Source organism: Bradyrhizobium sp. SRS-191, from assembly GCF_024586915.1.
GTDB lineage: Bacteria > Pseudomonadota > Alphaproteobacteria > Rhizobiales > Xanthobacteraceae > Bradyrhizobium.
Genome location: NZ_JANBVS010000016.1, coordinates 1 through 26,698, shown reverse-complemented (window position 1 = coordinate 26,698; position 26,698 = coordinate 1). Strand labels below are relative to the sequence as shown.

The window sequence follows — 26,698 nt, the reverse complement described above, 5'->3', positions numbered from 1 at the left end:
TGGGCCACAAGCGATAATGGGCCTCATGGTTCGAGACGGCGCTGCGCGCCTCCTCTCCATGAGGAGCTGGACCTACATATGCCCGACTTCCTCGGGCACCTCGTAGAACGTCGGGTGCCGATAGATCTTGGATTCCGCCGGCTCGAACATCATCCCCTTGTCGGCGGGATCGGAGGCCGTGATCGCGCTCGACGGCACCACCCAGATCGACAGGCCCTCGCCGCGGCGGGTGTAAAGGTCGCGCGCGGCCTGCAGCGCCATGGTCGCGTCCGGTGCATGCAGCGAGCCGCAATGCTTGTGCGCAAGCCCGTTGCGGCTGCGGATGAAGACCTCCCACAACGGCGTGTTCGGCGTCGCCATTTCGATCTCCCTGTCCTATTCGGCGGCTTGCGCCATCTGGCGCCGGGCGCGCTTCTCGGCATAGGCGGCCGCGGCGTCGCGCACCCAGGCGCCGTCGGCGTGCGCCTTGCGGCGCGCCGCCAGGCGATCGCGGTTGCACGGGCCGTTGCCGGCCAGCACCTGCTTGAACTCGTTCCAGTCGATCGGGCCGTGCCGCCAGTGGCCCTGCTCGTCCTGCTTCATCTCGGGGTCAGGCATCGTCAACCCGAGGTATTGCGCCTGCGGCACCGTGGCATCGATGAACTTCTGGCGCAGCTCGTCATTGGAGAAGCGCTTGATCTTCCACTTCGTCGACGCATCGCTGTGCTGGCTGGCCTGATCCGGCGGGCCGAACATCATCAGCACCGGCCACCACCAGCGGTTCAGCGCCTCCTGCGCCATCGCCTTCTGCTCCGCCGTGCCGCGGCACAAGGTCAGCATGATCTCGTAGCCCTGGCGCTGATGGAACGATTCTTCCTTGCAGACGCGGATCATCGCGCGCGCATAGGGACCGTAGGAGCAGCGGCACAGCGGGATCTGGTTCATGATCGCGGCGCCGTCGACCAGCCAGCCGATCACGCCGATGTCCGCCCAGGTCAGGGTCGGGTAGTTGAAGATCGAGGAGTACTTGGCCTTGCCGGCCAGCATCGCGTCGACCAGCTCCTCGCGCGAGGCGCCGAGCGTCTCGGCGGCGGCGTACAGATACAGGCCGTGGCCGCATTCGTCCTGGACCTTGGCGAGCAGCGCCGCCTTGCGGCGCAGGCTCGGCGCACGCGTGATCCAGTTGCCCTCGGGCAGCATGCCGACGATTTCGGAATGAGCGTGCTGGGAGATCTGCCGGACCAGCGTCTTGCGATAGGCCGCCGGCATCCAGGCGTTGGGCTCGATGCGCTCCTCGGCATCGATGCGGGCCTGAAAGCGCGAGGCGCGCACGGCGTCCTCAGCGTGGCTGCCCTCCTCGGGCGAATTAAGCGCCTGCGTATACATGCGGCGGCGTCCTCCCAGGACTTGGTTGCCGCCAATATATAACGGAATTTTATTCATGCAATCGAATTCTGTAATATATTATGCCGTCTCATGCGCGCCGGCAAACCGCCGCAGCAGCGCCGCACCGGCCGGCGCCAGCGGCCCCTCCTCGTTGGTCGCGTGCTGATCGAGCCAGCGCTCGGACCCCGGCAGCAGCAGCCGGTAGATCTCGCCGCACTGCGCCCTCGCCTGCCGTCCCGGCCAGTTCCCCGGCAAGAGCTCGGCCGGCAGCAGCGGATCGCGCAGCACGATGCGACGGTAGTGGTGGATCAGCAGGATGCGGGCGGTGAAGGCCTGCCCGTCCGACAGCGCCTCGCCGCGCTCGATGCTGGCCTTGAGCGGCGCAAAGGACGCGCTGAACCTGCGATAGGCCTCGGCCGTCCGCTCGAGCGCCCAGCTCTCGGCCACCAGCCGCCGCGCCATCTCCGAGCCGGCGGACGCCTGCAGGCGGATGGCCCCGTCCACCGCGTCCGGCACCGCGATGCTCGTGGGCGCCACGAACACGCCGGGCAGCGGACTGCCGAAGCCGGCGTCGCGCAATGCCGTGCGCGCCTGCTCGCGGTCGTCGGCGCCCCCGATCAGGACCAGCTCGAAGCTGCCGTTCCACTCGGCCGGCGGCGAATCGTAGATATGGCGGGTGGCGCCGGCAAAGGTCTGCTCGCCGCGCCGGGTCAGGCGATAGAAGCTGTTGCGGCCGCTTTTGGTGCGCTCGAACCAGCCCTCCGCCGTCAGCCGCGACATCGCCGTGCGTACCACGCTGCCGTCGATGGCGAGCCCTTCGAAGAACGCCAGCAGAGTCCCCAGCCAGACGCTGCCGCCGCGCGGCACGATGGCATCGCCGAACACGGTGATGATCAGCGAACCCGTGCGCGACGGCTCGCTCTTCAGCTGGTTGACGATGCGCGACAGCGGCTGCGGCATGACGCACGCTTTAGCCGGTTTCGCCTCAGCGCAAAAGAAAAGGCCCGCGTGACGCGGGCCTTGAGGATCGATCGACTGATGCGCGAGCTGCGATCAGGCGGTCTTGTTGTAGGCCTTGGCCATGTTCTCCTGGGCGACCTTGGCGCCCTCGGTGACCAGCTTGCCGACATATTCGCTGGTCGACTTCGCACGGGCGACGAGCGCCTCGCCGCGGGCACGGGCCAGCTCACCCTGGATCGCAACGGCTTCGCTGATCGACTTGGCGGACGCCAGCTTGTCCAGGCCGTCGAAGAACGCCTCGGTGTCCTGGTACAGCGCCTGCTGGATGTTGCGGCTGATCTTGCCGGCTTCGGTCACGCCGTCGAACACGGCGGTCTCGATCGCCGAGGTCACCTTCTCGGAGCCCGCGAGGGCCTCCGCAGCGCGCTCCTTGGCGGTCGACGCGGTCTTCTTGACGAACTCCCGCGCGGATTCCGGCACTTCCATCGTCTGCAGGTTCTTCAGCGCGTCCGTCATCGGCGCGAAGGCATCCTTGACGGTCTCGAACACTTTGTTGGTCTCGGTGGTCATGGTCGTCTCCATCCTCGTCTGAGCTATGGCTCTCGCTCCGTCCCCTAAGAAAACCGGAGTAACTCAACCATATCACAAAAATGGTGCATCGCAACATATTTGTTGCAATGCACCATTGCGGGAGGATGGAGAGTGCTGCTCAGTTGCCGCCGTGCTTCTTGTTGCGCGACTTGCCCTGGCGGGCAGGCTCGGCGGCCCTGGGGGTGACTTCGGCCGCCGCTGGAGCCTCGGTCGAAGGAGGAACTTCGGCTGCCTCGGACGCTCCTTCACCCGCTTGCTGCGTCTGCTTCAGCAGCACATCGAGCGCGGACCGGATCTCGTGCAAGCCCGCCTCGATCGAAGCCGTGGCTGCAGGTTCCCGCGTCTGCGTACCCTTCAGAAGTTGGTCGAGCAGCGCCTTGATCTCGCTCAACTGCGGCGTGACATCGACGGGCGGCTTCGCTTCCGGCCGAGGTGCCTTGGAGGCGGCAACAAGCTCGCCCAGCAAAGCCTTGATCTCGTTGAGTTCAGGCGTGACGTCCACCGGCTTCGGGGCGACGGGCGGCGGGACCTTGGACGCCGCCACAAGCACGTCGAGCAAGCCCTTGATCTCGTTCAGCTGCGGAACGAGGTCCGCAGCCGGCTTTTCTGCCGGGGGCGCCTTGGTCGCGGCCAGCAGCTCCTTCAGCAGCACGCGCGTTTCCGAAAGCTCGCTCTCGATCGACGTGAGCCGCTCGCTCAAGGCGGTGAGCTGGCCCCGGCTCGGCACGTTCATGCCGGCGAAATAGTTTTCCATGAGATCGGCCATGGGCTTCTGTCCGTTTCCAGAAGTTGCAGGATCATTGGAGGAGCTGGTTGCCGCGCCCATCGGGCGCAGCCGCGTGAAGGCCGTGAAGCTCTTCTGCATCTCACCGACCATCTGCTGCCAGAACGCGATCGGGTCGCCAGACTTGTTCACCATTGGCACGCTCCTTCAGGTCACGCGGAAGACTCAAAGCACAACCTCTCATAGCACGGTTACGTTGCAATGCGGGAGACGCGGTCTGCTTCTCTCCGTCAGCGGAACCGTGGCATAGAAGACCTGTTGGCCTTGAAAGAGGATTCCCGTGACCGCACCCGCCCATCAGCCGCCGCAGATCGCCCGCGCCAACGGTATCGACATCTGCTACGAGACGTTCGGCGATCCCGCAGCGCCGCCGCTCCTGCTGATCATGGGCTTGGGCGGCCAGATGATCATCTGGTACGACGAGTTCTGCGAGCAGCTCGCAAGCCGCGGCTTCCGCGTCATCCGGTTCGACAACCGTGATGTCGGCCAGTCCAGCAAGCTGCACGGCGGACGCCGGCTGACGCCGTTCGAGTTGCTCAAGCTGCGCTTCTTCAACATCCCGGTCGCCGCGCCCTACAAGCTCCTCGACATGGCCAAGGACACGGTCGGGCTGATGGACGCGCTCGACATCAAGTCGGCGCATCTGGTCGGCGCGTCGATGGGCGGCATGATCGCCCAGGAGACCGCGATCAGCTTTCCGCACCGGGTGCGCTCGCTGACCTCGATCATGTCGACCACCGGCAACCCGCGCCTTCCGCCGCCGACCCGCGAGGTCGCGATGATGCTGATGGCGCCGCCGCCCAAGACGAAGGACGAATACATCAGGCGCTTCCTCAGGACTTGGAAGGTGCTGCGCGCCGGCTCGTTCCCCGAGGACGAGGCCCGCGACGTGGCGCTGGCCGAACGCTGCTTCGCCCGCGGCACCAGCCCCGCCGGCGTCGGCCGCCAGCTACGCGCCATCCTCGCCTCCGGCAGCCGCAAGCCGCGGCTGCACAGCGTCACGGCGCCGACGCTCGTCATCCACGGCAAACGCGATCCGCTGGTGCATCACTCGGCCGGCACCGACACCGCCGAGTCGATCCCAAATGCCAAGCTGCTGATGATCGACCAGATGGGCCACGCGATCCCGACACCGACCTGGCCTGAGATCATCCACGCCATCGCTGACCACGCCCATGGGGCCAACGTGCAGGCGGCACAGGATCAGCGCCAAAGAGGGTGAGCCAAGCTGCCCGCCACGTCCTCCGCTGTCGTCCTTGCGAACGCAGGGACCCATACCGCGTGATGCCTGAAACAGGCAGGCGGCACGTTCCGCGTACCTCACTGAGGACGGTGGCTATGGGTCCCGGCCGCTCTGGAGCGGAGCCGGCCGCTCCCTACCCGAACCTTCGCCGCCGCCATTCGATCAGCTTGGCGCTGACCTCTTCAGGCTGCTCCTGTTGCGTCCAATGGCCGCTGTCGCGGACGAGGTACTTCTCGAGGTCCGGCACCAGCTTCTCCATGCCGTCGGCCGCCGATGGCGGCAATACGGCGTCGTTCTCGGCCATGATCATCAGCGACGGCACGCGCACGGTATGGTCGAGTCCCTCGGACCGCTCCCAATTGCGGGTCATGTTGCGATACCAGTTGATGCCGCCGGTGAAGCCGGTGCGCGTGAACGTCTCCACGAACACCTGCTTCTCTGCGTCCGACAGAATCGGCCGCCGTTTGTCATTGGCGACGTCATAGGCCGCGATCATCTGCGGGAACGCCAGGTTCAGCGAGGGCGAGGCGCCGATGCCGCCGGCCGGCGGCTCGGTCGGCGGCGCATCGTTGCGCGGCAGCGGCTTGCGCATGAAGGCGTCGAACGTCTGCTCCACGCGGCTGCCGAAGATGCGGTCGGGCTCTCGCGCGGCATCCTGGAACTGCACGATGTACATCATGTCGCCGAACCGCTTGCGCATGATCGCGATGGGATCGGCCGGCGCGCGCGGCAGATGCGGCGTGTTGATGCCCACCACCCCCGCGACGCGGTCCGGGTATCGCAGCGGCATCTGCCAGACGACGAAGCCGCCCCAGTCGTGACCGACGAAGATCGCCTTGTCGATTCCGAGATGATCGAGCAGGCCGACGAGATCCGCGGTGAGATGCTCGAGATCGTAGGCCTCGACAGGCTCCGGCCGGTCGGTCGAGCCATAGCCGCGCTGGTCGGGGGCGATGACCCGGATGCCGGAATCTGCCAGCGCCCTGATCTGGTGGCGCCAGGAGAAGGCGATCTCCGGCCAGCCGTGGCACAGGATCATGGGCGGCTGATCCGTCGCGGGACCGGCCTCGTAATAACCCATGCGGATGCCGTTCGTCGTCGCGAACTGCAGCGGCGGCATCCCAGCCGGATCGCTCATCGGTCCTCCCCGATTGGTTCAGCCGGCCTTTGCTGGCCGGTCTTTGGCTCCGGCACGGAGCGCGCTCCGTACCGCGACATCAAGGCGGAAAGCCGTGTTCCGCACGGCGAAAACGCCGGCGGGTGCCGCTGGCGCTCAGGCCGACTTCTTGTCGCTCGACCGGCTGCCGCCGAGGCCGGTCATGGTCAGCATCAGGTCCTGAAACCGCTCGGCCAGGCGCGGATCGAAGGTGAACCAGCTCTGCATGATCGCCTCGGGCGTCAGCTTGTCGATGTTGCTGGTCATCTGGTGCTGCAACCGGTCCATCACGGCGGACTGCATCGGACCGACATCGGGAAGTCCGAAAAACTGCCGCGCCTCGAGCGGGGTGCAATCGATCTCGATATTGACTTTCATATCCGCTCCGCTCGGTTCAAAACCACGCCCACACCGCCTCCTGCCGGGTCCGGTTACCGGACTCGCGAGGGAAGGCGTACAGTATCACCGCGCCGGCCCCCCTCTAGCAAGCGGCGCGTTGCTGCAGGTGCGCAATTCCCAGGACATGGTCAACCCGGACCGCGCCGGCACCGTTCCCTCGCGTGCGCTGCACAGCATCGCCCATAACCATATCGTTGAGGCTTCAACAAACTGGCTTGTGTGCCGCCGCCGAACTCTGGCAACATCTTGCTCATCGATGTGCCGCCGGTCGTACGGCGCAGCGTCAGCCGACAGTCTCCGGATCGTTCCGGCTCGGCATCAGACTTGCAAGCATATCGCCCGGCGTCTTGTTGCTTCTTGAAGTTCGTGCAAGAGGCGCTGCTGAGATCACGAACTTCGAGGCAAGAACTTCAAGTCAAGGCAGGCCGGATCAATCGCGCCTGCCGCGAAAACAAGCGTCAAACGCGGAGAATTTGAACATATGTCGGGACGCAAATCCCTGCTGATCGCTGCAGCGGTCGCATTCGTCGGCCTCGCACTGCCGGCCTCGGCTCAGACCCTGCGCTACGCCAACCAGGGCACGCTGAAGTCGCTCGATCCCTATACCTTCAAGGAATCGACCACGATTGCGCATCACGCCCACGTCTATGAGGGGCTCACCGCGCGCGACAAGGATCTCAAGATCGTCCCCGGCCTGGCCGAGAGCTGGGAAACGCCCGAGCCGACCCGCTGGCGCTTTCACCTGCGCAAGGGCGTCAAGTTCCACAATGGTGAACCCTTCACCGCCGACGATGTGATCTTCTCCGCCGACCGCGTCCGCGCCACCGGCTCCAACTTCCTCTCCAACGTTCCGCCCGACGCAAAATTCATCAAGATCGACGACTACACGGTCGACGTGAAGCTGGATGCGCCCAATCCCATCCTGATCTCGCAGTGGGATACGTGGTTCATCATGAGCAAGAAGTGGTGCGAGGAGAACAACTCGATCGCGCCGACGCCGGTCTCGGCAACTACACCGAGCTTCGCCTCGCTGCACGAGAACGGCACCGGGCCCTTCATCATCGAGAGCCATCAGCCCGGCGTGAAGACCGTCTTCAAGGTCAATCCGAACTGGTGGGGCAAGCCGGAGCACAATCTCAAGGAGATCGTGTTCACGACCATCTCCTCGGATGCGACGCGCGTTGCTGCGCTCTTGTCCGGCGAGGTCGACATCATCGAGCCGGTTCCGGTGCAGGACATCGGTCGCGTCGATTCCAGCCCGAACGCGCAGGTGCTCAAGGGGCCCGAGCTGCGCACCATCTTCCTCGGCATGGACGAGACGCGCGACGAGCTGCTCTACTCCAACATCAAGGGCAAGAACCCGTTCAAGGACATCCGCGTCCGCGAAGCCTTCTACAAGGCGATCGACGTCGAGCTGATCAAGACCCGCGTCATGCGCGGCCTGTCGACGCCGTCGGCGCTGATGGTCGCCCCGCAGCTCTATGCGCTGTCGAAGGACTTCACCCGTCCGAAATATGATCCGGATGCGGCCAAGAAGCTGCTGACCGAGGCCGGCTATCCCGACGGCTTCGAGGTCGGCATGGACTGCCCGAACGACCGCTACGTCAACGACGCCGCGATCTGCCAGGCCGTGGTCGGCATGCTCGCCCGCATCGGCGTCAAGGTGAACCTGAACGCGCAGCCGAAGGCGCAGTACTTCGCCAAGGTGCTGAAGCCGGGCGGCTACAACACCTCGTTCTTCCTGCTCGGCTGGACGCCCTCGTCGATGGACTCCCACAACGTGATGCACGACATCATGGGCTGCCGTGACGACGCCAAGGATCCGACCCGCGGCGAGGCCAATCTCGGCAACTACTGCAACAAGGAGTTCGACGCCCTCACCGACAAGGTCCTGGTCGAGGCCGACCCCGCCAAGCGCGATCAGCTGATCAAGCAGGCGTTCGAGATCGGCATCAAGGATTACGGCTATATCCCGCTGCACCAGCAGGCCGTGGCCTGGGGCGTGTCGAAGAAGGTCAAGATCCCGCTGCGCGCCGACAACGCCGTGCTGATGTTCTGGGCCAACAAGACCGAGTAGTTGATCTGACGACCAAGAGTCCCGGAAAGCAGAACCTGCTTTTCGGGACTTTTCATTTTCCGCGACAGGTGCTACCCGCCGCGCGATCGAAGGGACTGAAAGGACCAGATGCTCGCCTTCACGCTTCGCCGAGCAATTCAGGCCATCGGCGTCATGATCGCCGTCGGGATCATCGCGTTCGCGATGTTCCGCTTCGCCGGCGACCCCGTCAGCCAGCTCGTGGCGATCGACGCATCGTCTGCGGAACGCGCCCAGATCCGCCAGTCCCTCGGGCTCGACGATCCCTTCATCGTGCAGTTCGGCCGCTATCTGTTCGACGCCGCGCAATTCAAGTTCGGTGTGTCCTATCAGTTCCGGCAACCTGTGTCGGATCTCCTCAAGGAACGCATGCCCGCGACCCTGGAGCTCGCGGTCTGCGCAACCATCCTGGCGCTGTTCTTCGGCATCATCATGGGCGTATTCTCAGCGCTACGCCGCGACTCGCTGATGGCAAAACTGTTCCAGATGGTATCGCTGATCGGCATCTCCTTGCCGACCTTCCTTATCGGCATTCTCCTGATCTATTTGTTCTCGGTCACGCTCGGCTGGCTGCCGTCGTTCGGCCGCGGCGATACCGTCAAGCTCGGCTGGTGGACGACCGGCCTGCTCACCGTCTCCGGCTGGAAGGCGCTGATCATGCCCTCGATCACCCTCGGCCTGTTCCAGATGACGCTCATCATGCGGCTCGTGCGCGCCGAGATGCTGGAGGTGCTGCGCACCGACTACATCCGCTTCGCCCGCGCGCGCGGCCTGACGACACGCGCCATCCATTTCGGCCACGCGCTGCGCAACACGCTGGTTCCGGTCATCACCGTCGTCGGCCTGCAATTCGGCTCCGTCATCGCGTTCTCGATCATCACCGAGCAGGTGTTCCAATGGCCGGGCATGGGCCTGTTGTTCGTGCAGGCGGTGCAGAACGTCGACATCCCGATCATGGCTGCGTACCTGATGATGGTGTCGCTGATCTTCGTCACCATCAATCTCGTGGTTGATATCCTCTACACCGTGGTCGATCCGCGCCTGCGCGCGACCATCAGCCGTCCGGCCTGATCATGAGCGACGCAGCCCTGCCCCACCCCACGCCCGTCGAGGCTCCGCGCACCACCAGCGACGGCTGGCTGAAACGCGCACTGGCGAGCGACCTGTTCTACTCCTTCCGCCGCTCCAAGCTGACCGTGGCCGCGGCTGTCGTCACGCTGCTGTTCTTCCTGCTGGCGATCTTCGCCCCGCTGCTGTCGCCACAGAACCCGTTCGATCCGGCGCAGCTGCAACTCCTGAATTCCCGCATTGCGCCGCTGTGGACGGCCGACGGCCAGAGCCCGTTCCTGCTCGGGACCGACGAGCAGGGCCGCGACGTGCTGTCCGCCATCCTCTACGGCCTGCGGATCTCGCTGCTGGTCGGCATTCTCGGCGTCGTCTTCTCCGGCGTGCTCGGCATCGGTCTCGGCCTCGTCGCCGGCTATTTCGGCGGCCGCGTCGACACCGTGATCATGCGCATCGCGGACGTGCAGCTCACCTTCCCGCCGATCCTGATCGCGCTGCTCGTCAACGGCATCGCCAAGTCAGCGTCCGGCAATCATCTGGAATGGCTCAGCATGCTGGGCGTGCTCGTGCTCGCCATCGGCCTGTCTTTCTGGGTGCAATATGCGCGCACGGTGCGCAGCTCGGTGCTGGTCGAGAAGAACAAGGACTATGTCGCCGCGGCTCAGCTGATCGGCCTGCCCGCGCCGGTCATCATGCTCCGCCACGTGCTGCCCAACACCACCGGTCCGGTGCTGGTCATCGCCACCATCAATCTGGCGCTCGCGATCATCACCGAAGCAACCTTGTCGTTCCTCGGCTCCGGCATGCCCGAGACGATGCCCTCGCTCGGCACCCTGATCCGGATCGGCAACAACTATCTGTTCGCCGGCGAATGGTGGATCGTCGCCTTCCCCGGCATCGCGCTGGCCGGACTGATCCTCGCGATCAACCTGCTCGGCGACTGGCTGCGCGACGCGCTCAACCCGAAACTGCGATGACCCCGTTCATGCGTTGCGAAGGCTTGACCTCATGACCGCCCCCGTCCTGTCCGTGCGCAATCTGCAGGTCGAGTTCGAGACCAGGCGCGGCACGTTGCGCGCGATCGACGGCGTCTCCTGGGACATCGCCAAGGGCGAAGTGCTCGGCGTCGTCGGCGAATCCGGCGCCGGCAAATCAGTCACCGGCCTCGCCGTGATCGGCCTGATCGACCGCCCCGGCCGCATCTCCGGCGGCGAGATCCTGCTGTCCGGCCTGCGCATCGACAACCTCCCGCCGGAGGAGATGCGCAAGGTGCGCGGCAAGCGCATCGGCATGATCTTCCAGGATCCGCTGACCTCGCTCAATCCGCTGTATCGCGTCGGCGACCAGATCATCGAGACCATCAAGACCCACACCAATCTCACAGACCAGCAGGCGCGCAAGCGCGCCATCGACCTGCTCGCCGAGGTCGGCATCCCCGCTCCCGAGAAGCGCATCGACGGCTATCCGCATGAATTCTCCGGCGGCATGCGCCAGCGCGTCGTGATCGCGCTCGCGCTGTGCGCCGAGCCGGAGCTGATCATCGCCGATGAGCCGACCACCGCGCTCGACGTCTCCGTGCAGGCGCAGATCATCTCGCTGATCAAGCGGCTCGGCCGCGACCACGGCACCGCGGTGATGCTGGTGACCCACGACATGGGCGTGATCGCCGAGACCTGCGACCGCGTCGCCGTGATGTATGCCGGCCGCGTCGCCGAGATCGGCCCGGTGCAGGAAGTGATCAAGAACCCGCTGCATCCCTACGCCAAGGGCCTGATGGGCGCGATCCCGACCTTGGCAGGCGAGGACAAGCGCCTGGTGCAGATCCCAGGCTCGATGCCGCGGCTGTCGGCAATTCCGCCGGGCTGCTCGTTCAATCCGCGCTGCGGCGCAGCCTTCGACCGCTGCCGCATCGACCGGCCCGAGCCGCTGCGCCAGGGCACACAGGCGGTCGCCTGCCATCTGTATGATCGCGCGACGGAGACCGCGGCATGAGCGATTTCGTCGAGGTCAAGAATCTGCGCCGGGTGTTCGACGTCTCGAAGCCCTGGCTCAACCGCGTCATCGAGCGTCAGCCGCAGGAGTTTTTGAAGGCGGTCGACGGCGTCAGCTTCGGCATCAAGAAGGGCGAGACGTTTGCCCTGGTCGGCGAGTCCGGCTCCGGCAAGACCACGGTGGCCCGCATGGTGGTCGGGCTGCTGGCGCCGACCTCGGGCGAGGTCATCATCGACGGCGTGTCGATGAGCGAGGCCCGCCAGGCGCAGGTGCGGCGCAAGCTGCGCCGCCGCATCCAGATGGTGTTTCAGGATCCCTACGCCAGCCTCAACCCGCGCTTCCGCGTCGAGTCCATCATCGCCGAGCCGATCCGCGCCTTCAATCTCATCGACGGCGAGCGTCAGATCAAGGATCGCGTCGGCGAACTGCTGACGCTCGTGGGCCTGCATCCGGACGACGGCCAGAAGTTTCCGCACGAATTCTCCGGCGGCCAGCGCCAGCGCATCGCGATCGCGCGCGCGCTCGCATCGGAAGCCGAATTCATCGTCTGCGACGAGCCGACCTCGGCGCTCGACGTCTCCGTCCAGGCGCAGATCCTCAACCTGATGCGCGACCTGCAGGACAAGTTCGGCCTGACCTACCTGTTCATCAGCCACAATCTCGCGGTCGTGCGCCACATGGCGAGCCGCATCGGCGTGATGTATCTCGGCCGCATCGTCGAGATCGCGGAAGGGCGCACGCTCTTCAACGATCCGCGCATGCCCTACACCAAGATGCTGCTCGGCGCGGTGCCCGACCTCTCGATGTCCGGCCGCCAGCGCATTCCGGTGAAGGGTGAGATCCCCAACCCGATCAATCCGCCCGCGGGCTGCACCTTCAACCCACGTTGTCCCCTCGCCTTCGATCTGTGCCGGCAGAAGTCGCCGGAGCTGATCGGCGGCGTGGCCTGCCATGCGGTGAACCAGCCGGCAGACAGGACCGTTGTGACGGCATCGGTTGCGTAACGCGGAATCTAAATGAGGCCGTCATTGCGAGGAGCGAAGCGACGAAGCAATCCAGGGGCGTCAACCTGGGCCCTGGATTGCTTCGCTTCGCTCGCAATGACGGCGAGTAGTTACACCGATCAAAGGGCGCCATGAGCTTCATCAATCCTGATCCATTCACCACCCGCCCCGAGATCGACGGCACCTTCGGCGTCGTTACCTCGACACACTGGCTCGCCACCGCCGTCGGCATGGCAATGCTGGAACGCGGCGGCAACGCCTTCGACGCCGGCGTCGCGGCGGCCTTCACCTTGCAGGTGGTCGAGCCGCATCTCAACGGCCCCGGTGGAGACGTGCCGATCATCCTGCACGACGTGAAGCGCGGGCGCACCGAGGTGATCTGCGGCCAGGGCCCGGCGCCGGCGGGCGCGACCATCGCGCACTACAAGCGCGAGGGGCTGGAGATGGTGCCCGGTACCGGCCTGCTCGCAGCCTGCGTGCCCGGCACCTTCGAGTCCTGGATGCTGCTGCTGCGCGACTACGGCACGATGCGACTGCGCGATGTGCTGGAGCCGGCGATTGCCTACGCCCGCGACGGCTACCCGCTTGTCGAGCGCGTCTCCGCAACGATCCAGACCGTCGAGCAGCTGTTCAAGACGCATTGGCCGACCTCGGCCGCGCTGTACCTGCCGAACGGCGAGGTGCCGCGCCCCGGCACGCTGTTCACCAATCCCAAGCTCGCCGAGACCTATGCGCGCATCCTCAGCGAAGGCGAGAGCGCCGGGGAGAATCGCGACGCGCAGATCGAGCGCGCGCGCAAGGCCTGGTCGCAGGGCTTTGTCGCCGAAGCGATCGACCGCTTCTGCCGGACGCAGGAGGTGATGGACGTCTCCGGCGCGCGCCACAAGGGCGTGCTGACGGCCGACGACATGGCACGCTGGCAGCCGACCATCGAAGCTCCTCTGACTTATGAGTACGGCCGCTACACGGTGTGCAAGGCCGGCGTCTGGAGCCAGGGCCCGGTGCTGTTGCAGCAACTCGCGCTGCTCAAGGGCTTTGCGCTCGACGGTCTCGACCCGACCGGTCCTGATTTCATCCATTGGCAGATCGAAGCCGCGAAGCTCGCGTTTGCCGATCGCGAGGCGTTCTACGGCGATCCGAACTTTGCCGACATCCCGATCGAGACGCTGCTGTCCGACGCCTATAACGACGAGCGGCGCAAGCTGATCACCGACAAGGCCTCGCTGGAGCTTCGTCCAGGCAAGCTCGACGGCTACGGCGCCGAGGTGAAGCTGCGCGAGGCGGCAGGCAACCGCGAGGCTGTCGACGCGATGGGCTCGGGCGAGCCGACCGTCGGCCGCTTCGGCGAGGTGCGCGGCGACACCGTGCATTTCGACATCATCGACTCCCAAGGCAACATGATCTCGGCGACGCCTTCAGGCGGATGGCTGCAATCCTCGCCCGTCATCCCCGAACTCGGTTTCTGCCTGGGCACGCGCGCGCAGATGTTCTGGCTCGAGGAGAATCATCCGGCAGCACTTGTGCCCGGCAAGCGGCCGCGCACCACGCTGTCGCCGACCATGGCGCTGCGCGACGGCGAGCCTTACGTCGCCTGGGGCTCGCCCGGCGGCGACCAGCAGGACCAGTGGAACACGCAGTTCTTCCTGCGCCACGTCCATGCCGGCATGAACTTGCAGGAATCGATCGACGCGCCGGCGTGGCACTCCGAGCATTTCCCGATCTCGTTCTGGCCGCGCACCGCGCGCCCCGGCGTGCTCGTGGTCGAGGGTCGTGTGCCGAAGGCCACGATCGATGAGTTGCGCCGCCGCGGCCATGTCGTCGAGGTCGGCCCCGATTGGTCGGAGGGCCGCCTCACGGCCGCTTCGCGCGTCGGCCGCCGCCGCCGCGCGGCCGCCAATCCACGGGGCATGCAGGGCTACGCCGCCGGACGATAAGAGAGCGAGGCGACGATGACCTGGTCGATCATTGCGAAGGACGATCTCACCGGCCAGATCGGCATCGCCGTCGCCACGCGTTTCTTCGCCGTCGGCGCACGCGTGCCGTTCATCGTCGCCGGCCGCGGCGGCATCGCCACCCAGGCGCTGGTCAATCCGTACTACGGCATCGATGGCGCGACGCTGCTGCGCGACGGCCGCCATCCGCGCGACATCGTGCAGCTGCTGACATCCGCCGATCCCGGCCGCGAGAGCCGGCAGGTCCACATCCTCGATGGCAACGGCCAGATCGCCGCCCATACCGGCCGCGACTGCATCGACTGGTGCGGCCATCTCGAAGGCCAGGGATTCTCGATCGCGGGCAACATGCTCGCCGGGCCGCAGGTGCTGAACGAAACGGCAAACGCCTTTCTCGCCCACAGCGCCCTGCCCTTCGCCCAACGCCTGATCGCGGCGATGAAGGCCGGCGAGGCCGCCGGCGGTGACAAGCGCGGCAAGCAATCGGCTGCGCTCCTGATCCACGGCAAGGAGGAATGGTCCGCGCTCGACCTGCGCGTCGACGATCATGCCGATCCACTCGCCGAGCTGGAACGGCTGGAGAGCGTCAGCCGCAAGCATTGGGCGGTGTTTCGCCAGTTCATGCCGACACGCGAGAACCCGGCCGGCATCACCGACCGCGCCACCATCGATGCCGGGATCGCGGCGGCGCTCGCGAACCCGACATGAGCTCCGGAAGGACTGCGTCTGGCCGGGGTTGGTATGATTAGTGCAAAAGCGCAGGCTGTATTCGTAGAGGACATCCGATGATCAGGAATTGGTGCTTGGCCGCCGCAGCGGCTACTGTGATGGTGACGTGCAGCCCAGCTGCGCAGGCACAGACCACGTTGCGCATCGGCCTTGCCGAGGATGCCGACATTCTCGATCCGACGATGGCGCGAACCTATGTCGGCCGCATCGTCTTCGCCGCCGTCTGCGACAAGCTGTTCGACATCGACGAGAAGCTGAACATCGTGCCGCAGCTGGCGCTGTCGCATGAGACCTCCGCCGATGGGAAGGAGGTCACGATCAAGTTGCGGCCCGGCGTGAAGTTTCAGGACGGCGAGCCGTTCGATGCCGAGGCAGCGAAGTTCTCGCTCGATCGCCATCTCTCGACGCCCGGCTCGTTCCGCAAGCCGGAGATCGCCTCGCTCGACCATGTCGATGTCGTCGATCCCCTGACGATCAAGCTGGTGCTGAAGACGCCGTTCTCGCCGCTGCTCGCCCAGCTCACCGACCGCGCCGGCATGATGGTGTCGCCGAAGGCCGCCAAGGAAGCCGGCGACAAGTTCGGCCTGCGCCCGGTCTGCGCCGGGCCGTATAAATTCGTCGAGCGCGTCCAGCAGGACCGCATCGTGTTCGAGAAGTTCGCCGACTACTGGAACAAGGACAACGTCTTCATCGACAGGATCGTCTATCAGCCGATCGTCGACTCCACGGTGCGGCTGGCGAACCTCAAATCCGGCGGCCTCGACATCATCGAGCGGCTGCTCGCGACCGACATCAAGGACGTCACCAGCGACAAGCGCCTGAAGCTGTCGACCGGGACCAGCCTCGGCTATCGCGGCCTCACGCTCAACATCGGCAAGGACAAGACCAAGGGTCCGCTGAGCCAGTCCGCCAAGGTGCGTCAGGCGCTGGACCTGTCGATCGACCGTGAGGCGCTCAACCAGGTGGTGTTCAACGGCGAGTTCAAGCCGGGCAATCAGTTCGTCAATCCCGAGAATCCCTACTACCAGACCGCCTTCCCGGTGCGCGGCCGCGACCTCGAAAAGGCCAAGGCGCTGCTGAAGGAGGCCGGCGTGACGCCTCCGGTGACGGTCGACTTCATGGTGTCGAAGGACAGCGAGAGCGAGGCCGCAGCGCAGGTGCTGCAGGCGATGGCCGCGGAGGCCGGTTTCGACCTGAAGATCCGCGTGACCGAGTTCGCCACGGCGCTGAAGCAGGCCGAGGCCGGCGAGTATCAGGCCTTCTCGCTGGAATGGAGCGGCCGCAGCGATCCCGACGGCAACACCTACAACCACCTGCATTCGGGTGCCGCGCTCAACTACAGCGCCTGGAGCAACGCCGCCGCCGACAAGGCGCTGGAGGACGCCCGCCTCGTCACCGACCCGGCCAAGCGCAAGGCGATCTACGAGACGCTGGTCAAGGAGCAGCAGGCCGACGAGCCGATCCTCTACCTCTATCACCGCAAGTTCCTGTTCGCGCAGACCACGAAGCTCGAGGGCTTCAAGCCGATGCCGGACGGCCTGCTGCGCGTGGTCGGGCTGAAGCTGAAGTGAGGGCTGAGTTGGCGAGAGACGCTATCACTAAGTCCTCCGTCATGCCCGGGCTCGTCCCGGGCATCCACGTCGTTCCCAGCATGCGGAACGGCGTGGATGGCCGGGACAGGCCCGGCCATGACGATCCGAAAACGGTTTCGGCGTCGGGCATCTGACCATGCTGACCTTCCTCGCCCGTCGCATCGCCCAGATCATCCCGACCTTGATCTTCGTCTCGATCCTGATCTTCTCGCTGCAGCAGCTATTGCCCGGCGATCCCGCGCTGGTGATGGCCGGCGAGGAGCGTGACCCTGCCGTGATCGAGCAGATCCGCAAGCAATATCGCCTCGACCAGCCGCTGCCCGTTCAATACGGCTACTGGATCAAGGGCGTACTGTCAGGCGATTTCGGCGAGTCGCTGCGCATCAAGATGCCGGTGCGCGATCTCATCCTGCAGAAGCTGCCGGTGACGTTGCAGCTTGCCTCGATGGCGATCGTGATCGCGTTCCTGATCGGCATTCCCGCCGGCATCATCTCCGCGGTGAAGCGCGGCACGGCTTGGGACTATGCCGCCAACCTGTTCGCGCTGTGGGGCATCTCGACGCCGAACTTCTGGCTCGGGATCATGCTGATCTTCGTGTTCTCGATTCAGCTCGGCTGGCTGCCCGCCTCCGGCTATGTCTCGCTGGCCGAGGACTGGCGCGCCAGCCTCGCTGCCACCATCATGCCGGCCTTCGTGCTCGGCAACGCCATCGCCGCGATTCTGATGCGCCACACCCGCAGCGCGATGCTGCAGGTCTTGAGCAGCGACTACATCCGCACCGCCCGCGCCAAGGGCATCTCCGAACGTCAGGTCATCCTGCGCCACGCCCTACGCAACGCGCTGACGCCGGTCATCACGCTCGGCGCGCTCGAGCTCGGCACGCTGTTGTCCGGCGCGGTGCTGACCGAGCAGATCTTTTCCATCCCCGGATTCGGCAAGCTGATCGTGGATGCCGTGTTCAACCGCGACTACGCCGTCGTGCAGGGCGTCGTGCTGGTCACCGCCACCGTCTACATCATGCTGAACCTGATCGCCGACCTCGCTTATGTCCTGGTCAATCCGCGGCTGAGGAGCTGACATGGCCGAGACCACGCTGTCAGCATCTCCCGGCACGCGCACCCTCGCCCCGCTCGAGCGGCCGATGCAGCGCACCTGGCGCCGCCTGGTCAAGCGCCAGGGGGCCATGGTCGGGCTCGGCCTGATCACGGCATTCATTCTGCTCGCGGTATCAGCGCCGCTGGTGGCGCCCTACGATCCGATCAAGACGAGCTGGGCGCTGGTGCGCAAGGCGCCGTCGGCGGCGCATTGGTTCGGCACCGACGATCTCGGCCGCGACGTACTCGCCCGCGTCATCTACGGCGCGCGCGCCTCGCTCTTGGCCGGCGCGATCTCGGTCGTGATCGCGCTGTCGATCGGAGTGCCCATCGGCATGCTCGCGGGATACCGCGGCGGCTTCGTCGATGCCCTGATCAGCCGCATCACCGATGCGATGCTCGCCTGCCCGTTCCTGATCCTGGCGATCGCGCTCGCGGCGTTCTTAGGGCCGAGCCTCGGCAACGCGATGATCGCGATCGGCGTCTCGGCGACCCCCATCTTTGTCAGGCTCACCCGCGGCGAGGTGCTGAGCGTCAAGGTCGAGGAGTATGTCGAGGCCGCGCGCAGCGTCGGCGACACCGACCTGCAGATCGCTATCAGGCACATCCTGCCGAACATCATGCCGGCGTTGCTGGTACAGGCGACCCTGTCGGTCGCCGCCGCCATCATCGCCGAGGCCGCGTTGTCGTTCCTGGGGCTGGGCCAGCAGCCGCCGGCGCCGTCCTGGGGCAGCATGCTCAACGCCGCCCAGCGCTTCCTCACCAATGCGCCCTGGATGGCGATCTGGCCGGGGCTCGCGATCTTCCTCGTCGTGCTCTCGCTCAATTTGCTGGGCGACGGCCTGCGCGACGCGCTGGATCCGCAGCAGGAGGAGTGAGGCCTCGCGGAGGAACTCCGCCGGAGCAACGCACTCCGCCGTCGTCCCGGCCTCCGAGCCGGGACCCATAACCACCGTCAGTCATTGTTGCGCCAGAAGGTCACTCCGCGCCTGCCTCACACCACGACCTGTGGCTATGGGTCCCGGCTCAAGGCCGGGACGACAGCGGTGGGCGTTGAAAGACCACTCCTCACAAAACAAAACGGCGGCTGCCCGAGCAGCCGCCGTTGATGTCGTTGATCCAGCAGCGCCCCGTCTCACGTCGCCTTCAGCGCGTGGTCCGGCTCGGCGTCGAACTGCGCGATCTCGCGGGCGCGCTTCGACTTGGCGGCGGCCTGGTGGTCGGTGGCGATGACGGTGTAGACGGCCGGCAGCACGAACAGCGTGAACAGTGTGCCGATCGACATGCCGGCGACGACGACGAGGCCGATCGAGAACCGGCTGGCCGCGCCGGCGCCGGACGCCGTCAAGAGCGGGATCAGGCCGGTGACCATCGCGGCCGTGGTCATCAGGATCGGCCGCAGACGAATGCGTGCCGACGTCTGGATCGCGGTGCGGCGGTCGACGCCCTCGTTCAATTGCAGCTCGTTGGCGAACTCCACCATCAGGATGCCGTGCTTGGTGATCAGGCCGACCAGCGTGAGCAGACCGACCTGGGTGTAGATGTTCATCGTCGCAAGCCCGAAGAACAGCGGGATCAGCGCGCCGACGATCGCCATGGGCACGCTGATCATGATGACCAGCGGATCCCGCAGGCTCTCGAACTGCGCCGCCAGCACCAGGAAGATGATGATCAGCGCGAAGCCGAAGGTGATGGCGAGCTGATTGCCTTCCTGGACGTATTGGCGGGCGTCGGCGAGATAGTCATGGCTGAAGCCGGACGGCAGATTCTTGGCCTGCTTCTCCAGGAAGTCGACGGCCTGGCCGACCGTGACGCCCGGCATCGGCACCGCGGAGAACGTCGCCGAGTTGAGCTGGTTGAAATGGGTGAGTGAGTTCGGGTCGGTGGCGGTCTCGATGTTGACCACCGTCGACAGCGGCACCTGCTGACCCGTCGCGCTCGCAACGTAGTAGCCGGACAGCGATTCCGGCGACAGGCGCTTGTCGCGCGGCACCTGCGGGATCACCTGGTAGGAACGGCCCTCGAGGTTGAAGCGGTTGATGTAGTTGCCGCCGAGCAGCACGGCCAGCGTGTTGCCGATCGACTGCATGGTCACCCCGAGGTCGCTGGCCTTGCTGCGGTTGATCCAGACTTTCACCACCGGCTGGTTGAACTCGAGGTCGCTGTCGGAGACGATGAAGATGCCGCTCTTGCGCGCAGCGTCCTTCAGCTTGGTCATCTGCTCATAGACGGCCTGGAAGCCGCTGGTCGAGCTGATCACCATCTGCACCGGAAGGCCGCCCGGGCCGCCCGGCAGCGCCGGCAGGTTGAAGGCGAAAGCGTTGATGCCCTCGATCTTCGACAGCTCCGCCTGGACCAGCGGCTTCAGCTTGATCGAGGAGCGCGTGCGCTCGTCCCACGGCTTGAGCAGCATGCCGGCAAAGCCGCCCTGCGGGCCCTGGATGCCGTTCAGGATGAAGCGCAGGTCGGTCTCTGGAAACTTCGCGAACGCCTTGTCGACCTTGTCGGTGTAGAAATTGATGTAGTCGATGTTGGCGTATTTCGGCGCCTTGGTGATCGAGAACACGATGCCCTGATCCTCCTCCGGCGCCAGCTCCTTGGAGGTGTGCATATAGAGGAAGCCGACCAGGCCGAGAATCGTCAGCGCGAACAGGCCGGTCACCGGCCGGTAGTCGAGCGAGCGGTCGAGCTGGCGGCCGTACCAGCGGGTCATCGCGCCGAAGACGCGGTTGACGAGCCGCGCGAAGCGGCCCTCCTCGGCGCTCGTCAGCAGCACCGAGCACATCATCGGCGACAGGGTCAGCGCGATGACGCCGGAGACGATCACCGAGCCCGCGAGCGTGAAGGCGAACTCGCGGAACAGCGATCCGGTGAGGCCGCCGAGGAATCCGATCGGCGCGTACACCGCCGCCAGCGTGATCGTCATCGAGATGACGGGTCCCACGATCTCGCGCGCGCCCTGCAGCGCGGCCTGGACCGGCGTCTTGCCCTCCTCCAGATGGCGGTGGATGTTCTCGACCACCACGATGGCGTCGTCGACGACGAGGCCGATCGCGAGCACCATGGCGAGCAGGGTCAGCAGGTTGATGGAGAAGCCAAGCGCCAGCATCATGGTGCAGACGCCGATCAGCGACAGCGGGATCGTCACCACGGGGATGATCACCGAGCGCAGCGACGCCAGGAACAGGAAGATGACGACGATGACGATCAGCACGGCTTCGCCCAGCGTGTGCTCGACCTCGTCGATCGAGGACTGGATGAATTTGGTGGAATCGTAGGCCACCTTCATCTTCATCGACGGCGGCAAATTGCGCTCGAGGTCCGGGAACAGCGCGCGCACGCCCTTGACGATGTTGAGCGGGTTGCCCTGCGGCGTGGCGTCGACGCCGATGAAGATCGCGCGCTCGCCGTTGAAGGCGACGCTGGCGTCGGTGCTCTGCGCCGCGAGCTCGACGGTTGCGATGTCCTCCATGCGGACGAAGCCGCCGTCCTTGGCCTTCACGATCATCCGCTTGAACTGGTTGACGTCGGTCAGGCCGGTATTGGTCGTGACGTTGGAGACGATGAAATAGCCCTTGGCCTGGCCGGCAGCGGACTGGAAGTTGTTGGCGGCGATCGCCGTCGCCACGTCGGTCGGCGACACGTTGCGGCCGGCCATCTTCTCCGGATCGAGCCAGATGCGCATCGCGAAGGTCTGGCCACCCAGGATGTTGGCCGCGGCAACGCCGTCGACCGTCGACAGCACCGGTTGAACCACGCGCGTCAGATAGTCCGAGATCGCCGAGCCCGACAGCTCCTCGCTGGAGAAGCCGAGATACATCACCGACGTCGTCTGCCCCGTGGTCTTGGTGACGATCGGGTCGTTCGATTCCTTCGGGATCAGGTAGCGAACCGAATTGACCTTGGCGAGCACCTCGGTGAGCGCCTGGTTCGGATCGAAGTTGAGCTTGACGAACACCTGGATCGTGCTGGTGCCCTGCACCGAGGACGAGGTGATGTAGTCGACACCCTCGGCCGAGGCGACGGCCTGCTCCAGCGGCGTCGTGATGAAGCCCTGGATCAGGTCGGCGGACGCGCCGGGATACACCGTCGTGACGTTCACGACCGTGTTCGACAGTTTCGGATATTGCCGGATCGGCAGCTCGAAGGCGGCGCGCAGGCCGAGCAGCAGGATCAGCATGCTGACCACCAGCGACAGCACCGGGCGCTTGATGAAAATGTCGGTGAAACGCATCGCGGCAATCCTGTCAGCAGACGTCAGATGAGGACCGGGCGGGCCGCCATGATCAGGCGGCCCGGCATTGGCTCAGAGGCTCGCTCAGTAGCGCGGCGGCTTGGCCGGCACCGGCGGCGGCGGATCGGTCGAGATCGCAACCGCGGCGCCGGACTGGATCTTGAGCTGGCCGACGGCGATGACGCGATCGCCCTCCTTCAGGCCCTTGATGATCACGGCGCGGCCGTTGATGCGATCGCCGGTCTGCACATAAATGCGGTCGGCGGTCAGCGTGGTCTTGCCGTCATCGGTCTTCTTCTCGTTGATGACGAACACGGAGTCGCCATACAGCGTGTAGTCGACCGCCGTCTCCGGCACCGTCAGCACCGGCGGCTTCTCCGGCAGCACCACGGTGGTGGTGGCGAACATGCCGGGCTTCAGGATGTGCTCGGGATTGGCGATCGTCGCCTGCACGCGAATGTTGCGGGTATCGGTCGCGATCTGCGGCTCGATCGTCGTGATCTTGCCCTCGAAGGTCTTGCCCGGATAGGCGTCGACGCCGATGCGCACGGTCTGGCCGACCTTGAGCTGGCCACTGTCCTTCTCGGTCACCGTGAAGTTGACCCAGAGCTGCGACAGATCGGTCAGCGACACGATCTGCGTGCCGGCGGACAGATACTGGCCGACCTCGACCTTGCGAACGCCGAGATCGCCGTCGAACGGCGCCCGCACCAGCTTCTGCGCGATCAGCGCCTCGGTCTTGGCGACGCCGGCCTGTGCCTGATCATAGGCAGCCTGCGCCTGGTCGACGGTCGCCTGCGGCCCGAACTGGCGCGAGGCCAGCTGCTTGGCGCGATCGAGCGACAGCTGCGCCACCGTCACCTGGGCCTTGTAGTTGGCGAGGTCGCCCTGCTCCGGCGCATCATAGAGCTGCACCAGCGGCGTGCCCTGCTTCACCGTCGTGCCGGGCATGAACATGATGTCGGTGATGCGGCCCGAGGCATCCGAGGTGACGTTGACCTGGTGCACGGCGGCGAGATCGCCGACCGCGGTCAACAGGTTCGGCACCGTCTCGGACGCCGCCGTGGCGACGCTGACATTGATCGGCGGCGGCTTCATGTTGGCGAAGAACTGCGCGATCATCTTGTCGCGGAACATGTTGAACCACACGAAGCCGCCAACCAGCGCCGCGAGCAGGATGCCGACGATGATGAACCACAGCACCGGACGGGTGCGCTTGCGCGGCTTGTCGTCGAACGGCTTTCCAGAGAGCTTGGGTTCGGTCGCAATGTTCATGTCATGCACTTTCTGCCGTCGCCGGCCGGGCCGGAGGTTGCGACAATTCGTGGTCGAGATAGCACGCAATGGCGGCGTCGGTCAGTCCGATGCCGCGCAGGATGAACTCGCTGAGCTGGCGCTCCAGGCTATCAGCGGTTCCATAGGCCAGACACGGGGTCGATGGAAGCCGCGTCAATGCGGCCATCAACACGGTATGATGCGCAAACCAGAACAGATCACGCGGCGTGGCGGCTGATCGGACGGCATCACCACAGGCGACGGCCCTTTCCAGAGAGTTAACGAATTTGTCGCCGATCAGATCATCGATCTTGGCGTAGATGAGCCGCGCGAACTCGCCATCATCGAGATGGCTGGTCGCCATCAGCCGCAGCCGCTGCTCCTCCTGGTCGTTGGGGCCATCGGCGATGCTGAGAAAATGCCGCACCATCCCGGCCATCAGCTTGACCAGCGTCGCGGTCGAAGGTTCCTGCCCCAGCAGCAGCTCGAAATCAGGATCGGTCTCGCATTCCTCGCTCAGGATCTCGGCATAGAGCGCGGCCTTCGAGGAGAAATGCTTGAACAGCAGCGCCTCGGAAATGGCGGCGGCCGCAGCCACGCTCTTGGTCGTCGTCCCGGCATAGCCATGGCGCGCGAAGCAGCGCTTGGCCGCACCGAGGATCAGCTGCCTCCGGAGATCGCTTGTCATGCGCAAAGTGGACATCGCCTGTGAGTAAATACTCACTTGATTGATGTCAAGAAACATGCCGCGGCGCAGCAGGGTTCTGCCGCCAAGTCCCTGAAATCACTACTGAGAACCAGCAGCGCGGGAGGCAATTTTATACCGTTCCACTAAGGCGGATCTGCGGCACGCGTGGGTGGTGAGCAGGGAGAGCCACACCGCCCGGCGGATTTTCTTCCTCTTCCGTCCATGCGAGCCTGCCGGCAACGAACGAGAATCGGCCGGGAGGACCTGACATGACCGACGACGCAGCGCTCGCCGCCAGCTTCGACCTCGAGAGCCTGACGCCGGAGTTCTACGCGGACCCCTACCCGACCTATCGCGCGCTGCGACGGCATGCGCCGGTCAAGCGCCTGCGCAGCGGCTCCTATTTTCTCACGCGGTATGACGATCTCGTCACCGCCTACAAGGCGACCAAGGCGTTCTCGTCGGACAAGAAGCGCGAGTTCGCGCCGAAATACGGCGACTCGTTGTTGTACGAGCATCACACCACCAGCCTCGTCTTCAACGATCCGCCCGCGCATACGCGCGTCCGCCGCCTGATCATGGGCGCGCTGTCGCCGCGCGCGATCGCCGAGATGGAGCCGGCGCTGATCGCGCTGGTCGACGGGCTGCTGGACCGGATTGCGGCGAAGCCGACATTCGAGCTGATCGAGGATTTCGCCGCCGCGATCCCGATCGAGGTGATCGGCAATCTGCTCGGCGTGCCGCATGAGGAGCGCGCGCCCTTGCGCGACTGGTCGCTCGCCATTCTCGGCGCGCTGGAGCCGGTGCTGACGCCCGAGCAGTTGGCCCGCGGCAACAAGGCTGTCGCCGACTTCTTGGGCTATCTCGAAACTCTCGTCGCGCGCCGCCGCGCCGCGCCCGGGAATCCCGAGCGCGACGTGTTGACGCGGCTGATCCAGGGCGAGGCCGATGGCGAGCGGCTCAGCGAAAATGAGCTGCTGCACAACTGCATCTTCCTGCTCAACGCCGGACACGAGACCACCACCAACCTGATCGGCAACGGCCTCGTGCTGCTGTGCCGGCACCCGGCCGAGCGGCAGAAGCTGATCGAGGCCCCCAGCCTGATCCGCACCGCCGTCGAGGAGATCCTGCGCTACGAAAGCTCCAACCAGCTCGGCAACCGCATGACGTCAGAGCCGGTCACGCTCGGCGACGTCACGCTCGACGCCGGCACCTCCGTCACCCTCTGCATCGGCGCCGCCAACCGCGACCCCGCCCAGTTCGACGCCCCCGAACGCTTCGACATCACCCGCCTCGCCAACCGCCACCTCGCGTTCGGAACGGGCGCACACCAATGCGCTGGCATGGCGCTGGCAAGGCTGGAGGGAGCGGTGGCGATCGCGCGGTTTGTGAGCCGATTTCCGAACTATCAGCTGGCGGGTGAGCCGGTTCGTGGGGGACGGGTGCGATTTCGCGGGTTTGCGAGCGTGCCATGCGTGGTTGCCCCGTGAGGCGAGGATCACGTTGCGCGTCGCGACGCTAACAACTTCAATCAGACGATCGTAGGGCGGATCAGCGAAGCGTAATCCGCCGTTGAAGCCGAGTGGTCGTCAGCATGCATGATCACGACTGCCGTAGGGCGGATTACGCTTCGCTAATCCGCCCTACGCGCTGACTTAGAAAGCCGAAGGTCAAGGTATCGATGCGCATCTCTGCAGTGGTCACCGGAATTTCTTTCGTCAGTTTCCTGGTCGCGACGTGGAGATACCTCGTGATCTCCACGCCATACCACTTCGACAGGGCCGAGAGCATTCTGGAGAATCCAAACGGCAACGTCATTTGGCTCGAGACATGGAGCCTGCATCGAGAGATCAGCATGGCGTGCGCTTGCATCTCGCTGGTCATCTTCTTGCTGTCTTACATTTTTCTGTGGCGAGCGCAGCGGCGAGACGAATGCGAGCGTGATGGCTGAGCTGGCCATGCCACTGCTGCCGGTGCGGCGGATGACGCTTCGTTATTCTCCCACGCGCTGAACCACTCTCAACCCTCGCCCTGAGGAGCCCGCCAGAGACGGGCGTCTCGAAGGGCGAGGCCCGGCTTGCGGCCTGGTTCGCCCAGCCATGCGCAGGATCGTCCGGAGACGCGCCTTCGGCGCTCCTCACCATAAGGGACGAAATGTGAAACCGGGCTGCAGAAATTTCTTTCTTTTTTTCGGAATTAATGTATATCTTACTCCGTCCCGCCTCACACGAGGGATGCTTCGCGGTCGTCACGAACGTCGAGGCGGGATGCGGTGGGCGTGTTGGTGCTGCGGCGTGGGTTTCCACCCGGACGAACGGCAGCGATGCGCACGGTCAAGTCGCGTGGTCCTGACACCCCGATGCTGGTGTCACGTCCGTGCCGGCGCTCACGCGCCGCGCGGGCAACGGTGGCCAGAAAGCCCGGCGCACCGGGGAGAGCGCGAAGCAGCCGTCAGACCATCGCGCGGGGAATGCCGGGG

At 65.5% G+C, this 26,698-nt stretch carries 23 protein-coding genes; 12 read left to right on the top strand and 11 right to left on the bottom strand.

The window, feature by feature from the left end:
• Positions 1-72 precede the first annotated feature (72 nt).
• The 5 genes from paaB to NLR35_RS25085 form a co-directional block, all read right to left on the bottom strand.
• Positions 73-360: a 1,2-phenylacetyl-CoA epoxidase subunit PaaB gene (gene paaB / locus NLR35_RS25105; RefSeq protein ID WP_009025702.1), complete on the bottom strand. Its 288-nt coding sequence runs from the start codon at positions 358-360 to the stop codon at positions 73-75.
• A gap of 15 nt (positions 361-375) precedes the next feature.
• Positions 376-1,365 carry a 1,2-phenylacetyl-CoA epoxidase subunit PaaA gene (gene paaA / locus NLR35_RS25100; protein ID WP_257169210.1) on the bottom strand — a complete coding sequence of 330 codons (990 nt, stop codon included), beginning with the start codon at positions 1,363-1,365 and terminating at the stop codon, positions 376-378.
• 78 nt (positions 1,366-1,443) lie between these two features.
• Entirely contained in the window at positions 1,444-2,325 is an 882-nt protein-coding gene (gene paaX, locus NLR35_RS25095) for a phenylacetic acid degradation operon negative regulatory protein PaaX (protein ID WP_257169209.1), read from the bottom strand.
• 93 nt (positions 2,326-2,418) lie between these two features.
• A complete protein-coding gene (locus tag NLR35_RS25090; RefSeq protein WP_257169208.1) occupies positions 2,419-2,895 on the bottom strand; it encodes a phasin in 477 nt (158 codons plus the stop codon).
• Positions 2,896-3,034: 139 nt separating this feature from the next.
• Entirely contained in the window at positions 3,035-3,835 is an 801-nt protein-coding gene (locus tag NLR35_RS25085) for a hypothetical protein (protein WP_257169207.1), read from the bottom strand.
• Positions 3,836-3,980: 145 nt separating this feature from the next.
• Between NLR35_RS25085 and NLR35_RS25080 the strand changes: the two genes are divergently transcribed.
• Complete coding sequence (locus NLR35_RS25080; protein WP_257169206.1) at positions 3,981-4,922, top strand: alpha/beta hydrolase; 942 nt, start codon at positions 3,981-3,983, stop codon at positions 4,920-4,922.
• A gap of 154 nt (positions 4,923-5,076) precedes the next feature.
• Here the strand turns inward: NLR35_RS25080 and NLR35_RS25075 are convergent, their stop codons facing one another.
• A complete protein-coding gene (locus NLR35_RS25075; protein ID WP_257169205.1) occupies positions 5,077-6,081 on the bottom strand; it encodes an alpha/beta fold hydrolase in 1,005 nt (334 codons plus the stop codon).
• A gap of 135 nt (positions 6,082-6,216) precedes the next feature.
• Entirely contained in the window at positions 6,217-6,477 is a 261-nt protein-coding gene (locus tag NLR35_RS25070; RefSeq protein WP_006613360.1) for a DUF6489 family protein, read from the bottom strand.
• 502 nt (positions 6,478-6,979) lie between these two features.
• Between NLR35_RS25070 and NLR35_RS25065 the strand changes: the two genes are divergently transcribed.
• The 10 genes from NLR35_RS25065 to NLR35_RS25020 all read left to right on the top strand — a co-directional run bounded on the left by NLR35_RS25065 (position 6,980) and on the right by NLR35_RS25020 (position 18,900).
• Entirely contained in the window at positions 6,980-8,575 is a 1,596-nt protein-coding gene (locus NLR35_RS25065; RefSeq protein ID WP_257169204.1) for an ABC transporter substrate-binding protein, read from the top strand.
• Positions 8,576-8,683: 108 nt separating this feature from the next.
• A complete protein-coding gene (locus NLR35_RS25060; protein ID WP_257169203.1) occupies positions 8,684-9,664 on the top strand; it encodes an ABC transporter permease in 981 nt (326 codons plus the stop codon).
• Between the two features lie 2 nt (positions 9,665-9,666).
• Positions 9,667-10,635, top strand: coding sequence for an ABC transporter permease (locus NLR35_RS25055; RefSeq protein ID WP_257169202.1), 969 nt, complete (start codon positions 9,667-9,669; stop codon positions 10,633-10,635).
• 31 nt (positions 10,636-10,666) lie between these two features.
• Entirely contained in the window at positions 10,667-11,650 is a 984-nt protein-coding gene (locus tag NLR35_RS25050) for an ABC transporter ATP-binding protein (RefSeq protein ID WP_257169201.1), read from the top strand.
• Positions 11,647-12,654 (top strand): ABC transporter ATP-binding protein, encoded by a 1,008-nt coding sequence (locus NLR35_RS25045; RefSeq protein WP_257169200.1) that lies wholly within the window; start codon positions 11,647-11,649, stop codon positions 12,652-12,654. The genes NLR35_RS25050 and NLR35_RS25045 overlap by 4 nt, the downstream gene beginning before the upstream one ends.
• A 131-nt stretch (positions 12,655-12,785) precedes the next feature.
• A complete protein-coding gene (locus NLR35_RS25040) occupies positions 12,786-14,588 on the top strand; it encodes a gamma-glutamyltransferase family protein (RefSeq protein ID WP_257169199.1) in 1,803 nt (600 codons plus the stop codon).
• Positions 14,589-14,603: 15 nt separating this feature from the next.
• Entirely contained in the window at positions 14,604-15,314 is a 711-nt protein-coding gene (locus NLR35_RS25035; RefSeq protein ID WP_257169198.1) for a DUF1028 domain-containing protein, read from the top strand.
• Positions 15,315-15,433: 119 nt separating this feature from the next.
• A complete protein-coding gene (locus NLR35_RS25030) occupies positions 15,434-16,906 on the top strand; it encodes an ABC transporter substrate-binding protein (RefSeq protein WP_257169197.1) in 1,473 nt (490 codons plus the stop codon).
• A gap of 157 nt (positions 16,907-17,063) precedes the next feature.
• Positions 17,064-18,005, top strand: coding sequence for an ABC transporter permease (locus NLR35_RS25025; protein ID WP_257169196.1), 942 nt, complete (start codon positions 17,064-17,066; stop codon positions 18,003-18,005).
• A 64-nt stretch (positions 18,006-18,069) separates the two neighbouring features.
• Positions 18,070-18,900 (top strand): ABC transporter permease, encoded by an 831-nt coding sequence (locus NLR35_RS25020; RefSeq protein ID WP_257169322.1) that lies wholly within the window; start codon positions 18,070-18,072, stop codon positions 18,898-18,900.
• A 257-nt stretch (positions 18,901-19,157) separates the two neighbouring features.
• On the opposite strand, the gene NLR35_RS25015 is transcribed toward NLR35_RS25020, so the two are convergent.
• The 3 genes from NLR35_RS25015 to NLR35_RS25005 all read right to left on the bottom strand — a co-directional run bounded on the left by NLR35_RS25015 (position 19,158) and on the right by NLR35_RS25005 (position 24,219).
• A complete protein-coding gene (locus NLR35_RS25015) occupies positions 19,158-22,256 on the bottom strand; it encodes a MexW/MexI family multidrug efflux RND transporter permease subunit (protein ID WP_257169195.1) in 3,099 nt (1,032 codons plus the stop codon).
• Between the two features lie 84 nt (positions 22,257-22,340).
• Entirely contained in the window at positions 22,341-23,531 is a 1,191-nt protein-coding gene (locus NLR35_RS25010; protein ID WP_257169194.1) for an efflux RND transporter periplasmic adaptor subunit, read from the bottom strand.
• Between the two features lies 1 nt (position 23,532).
• Positions 23,533-24,219 (bottom strand): TetR/AcrR family transcriptional regulator, encoded by a 687-nt coding sequence (locus NLR35_RS25005; protein WP_257169193.1) that lies wholly within the window; start codon positions 24,217-24,219, stop codon positions 23,533-23,535.
• 269 nt (positions 24,220-24,488) lie between these two features.
• On the opposite strand from NLR35_RS25005, the gene NLR35_RS25000 reads away from it, so the two are divergent.
• Entirely contained in the window at positions 24,489-25,709 is a 1,221-nt protein-coding gene (locus NLR35_RS25000; RefSeq protein WP_257169192.1) for a cytochrome P450, read from the top strand.
• Positions 25,710-25,842: 133 nt separating this feature from the next.
• Here NLR35_RS25000 and NLR35_RS24995 read toward each other — a convergent pair whose 3' ends face one another.
• Positions 25,843-26,103, bottom strand: coding sequence for a hypothetical protein (locus NLR35_RS24995; protein WP_257169191.1), 261 nt, complete (start codon positions 26,101-26,103; stop codon positions 25,843-25,845).
• Positions 26,104-26,698: the final 595 nt, after the last annotated feature.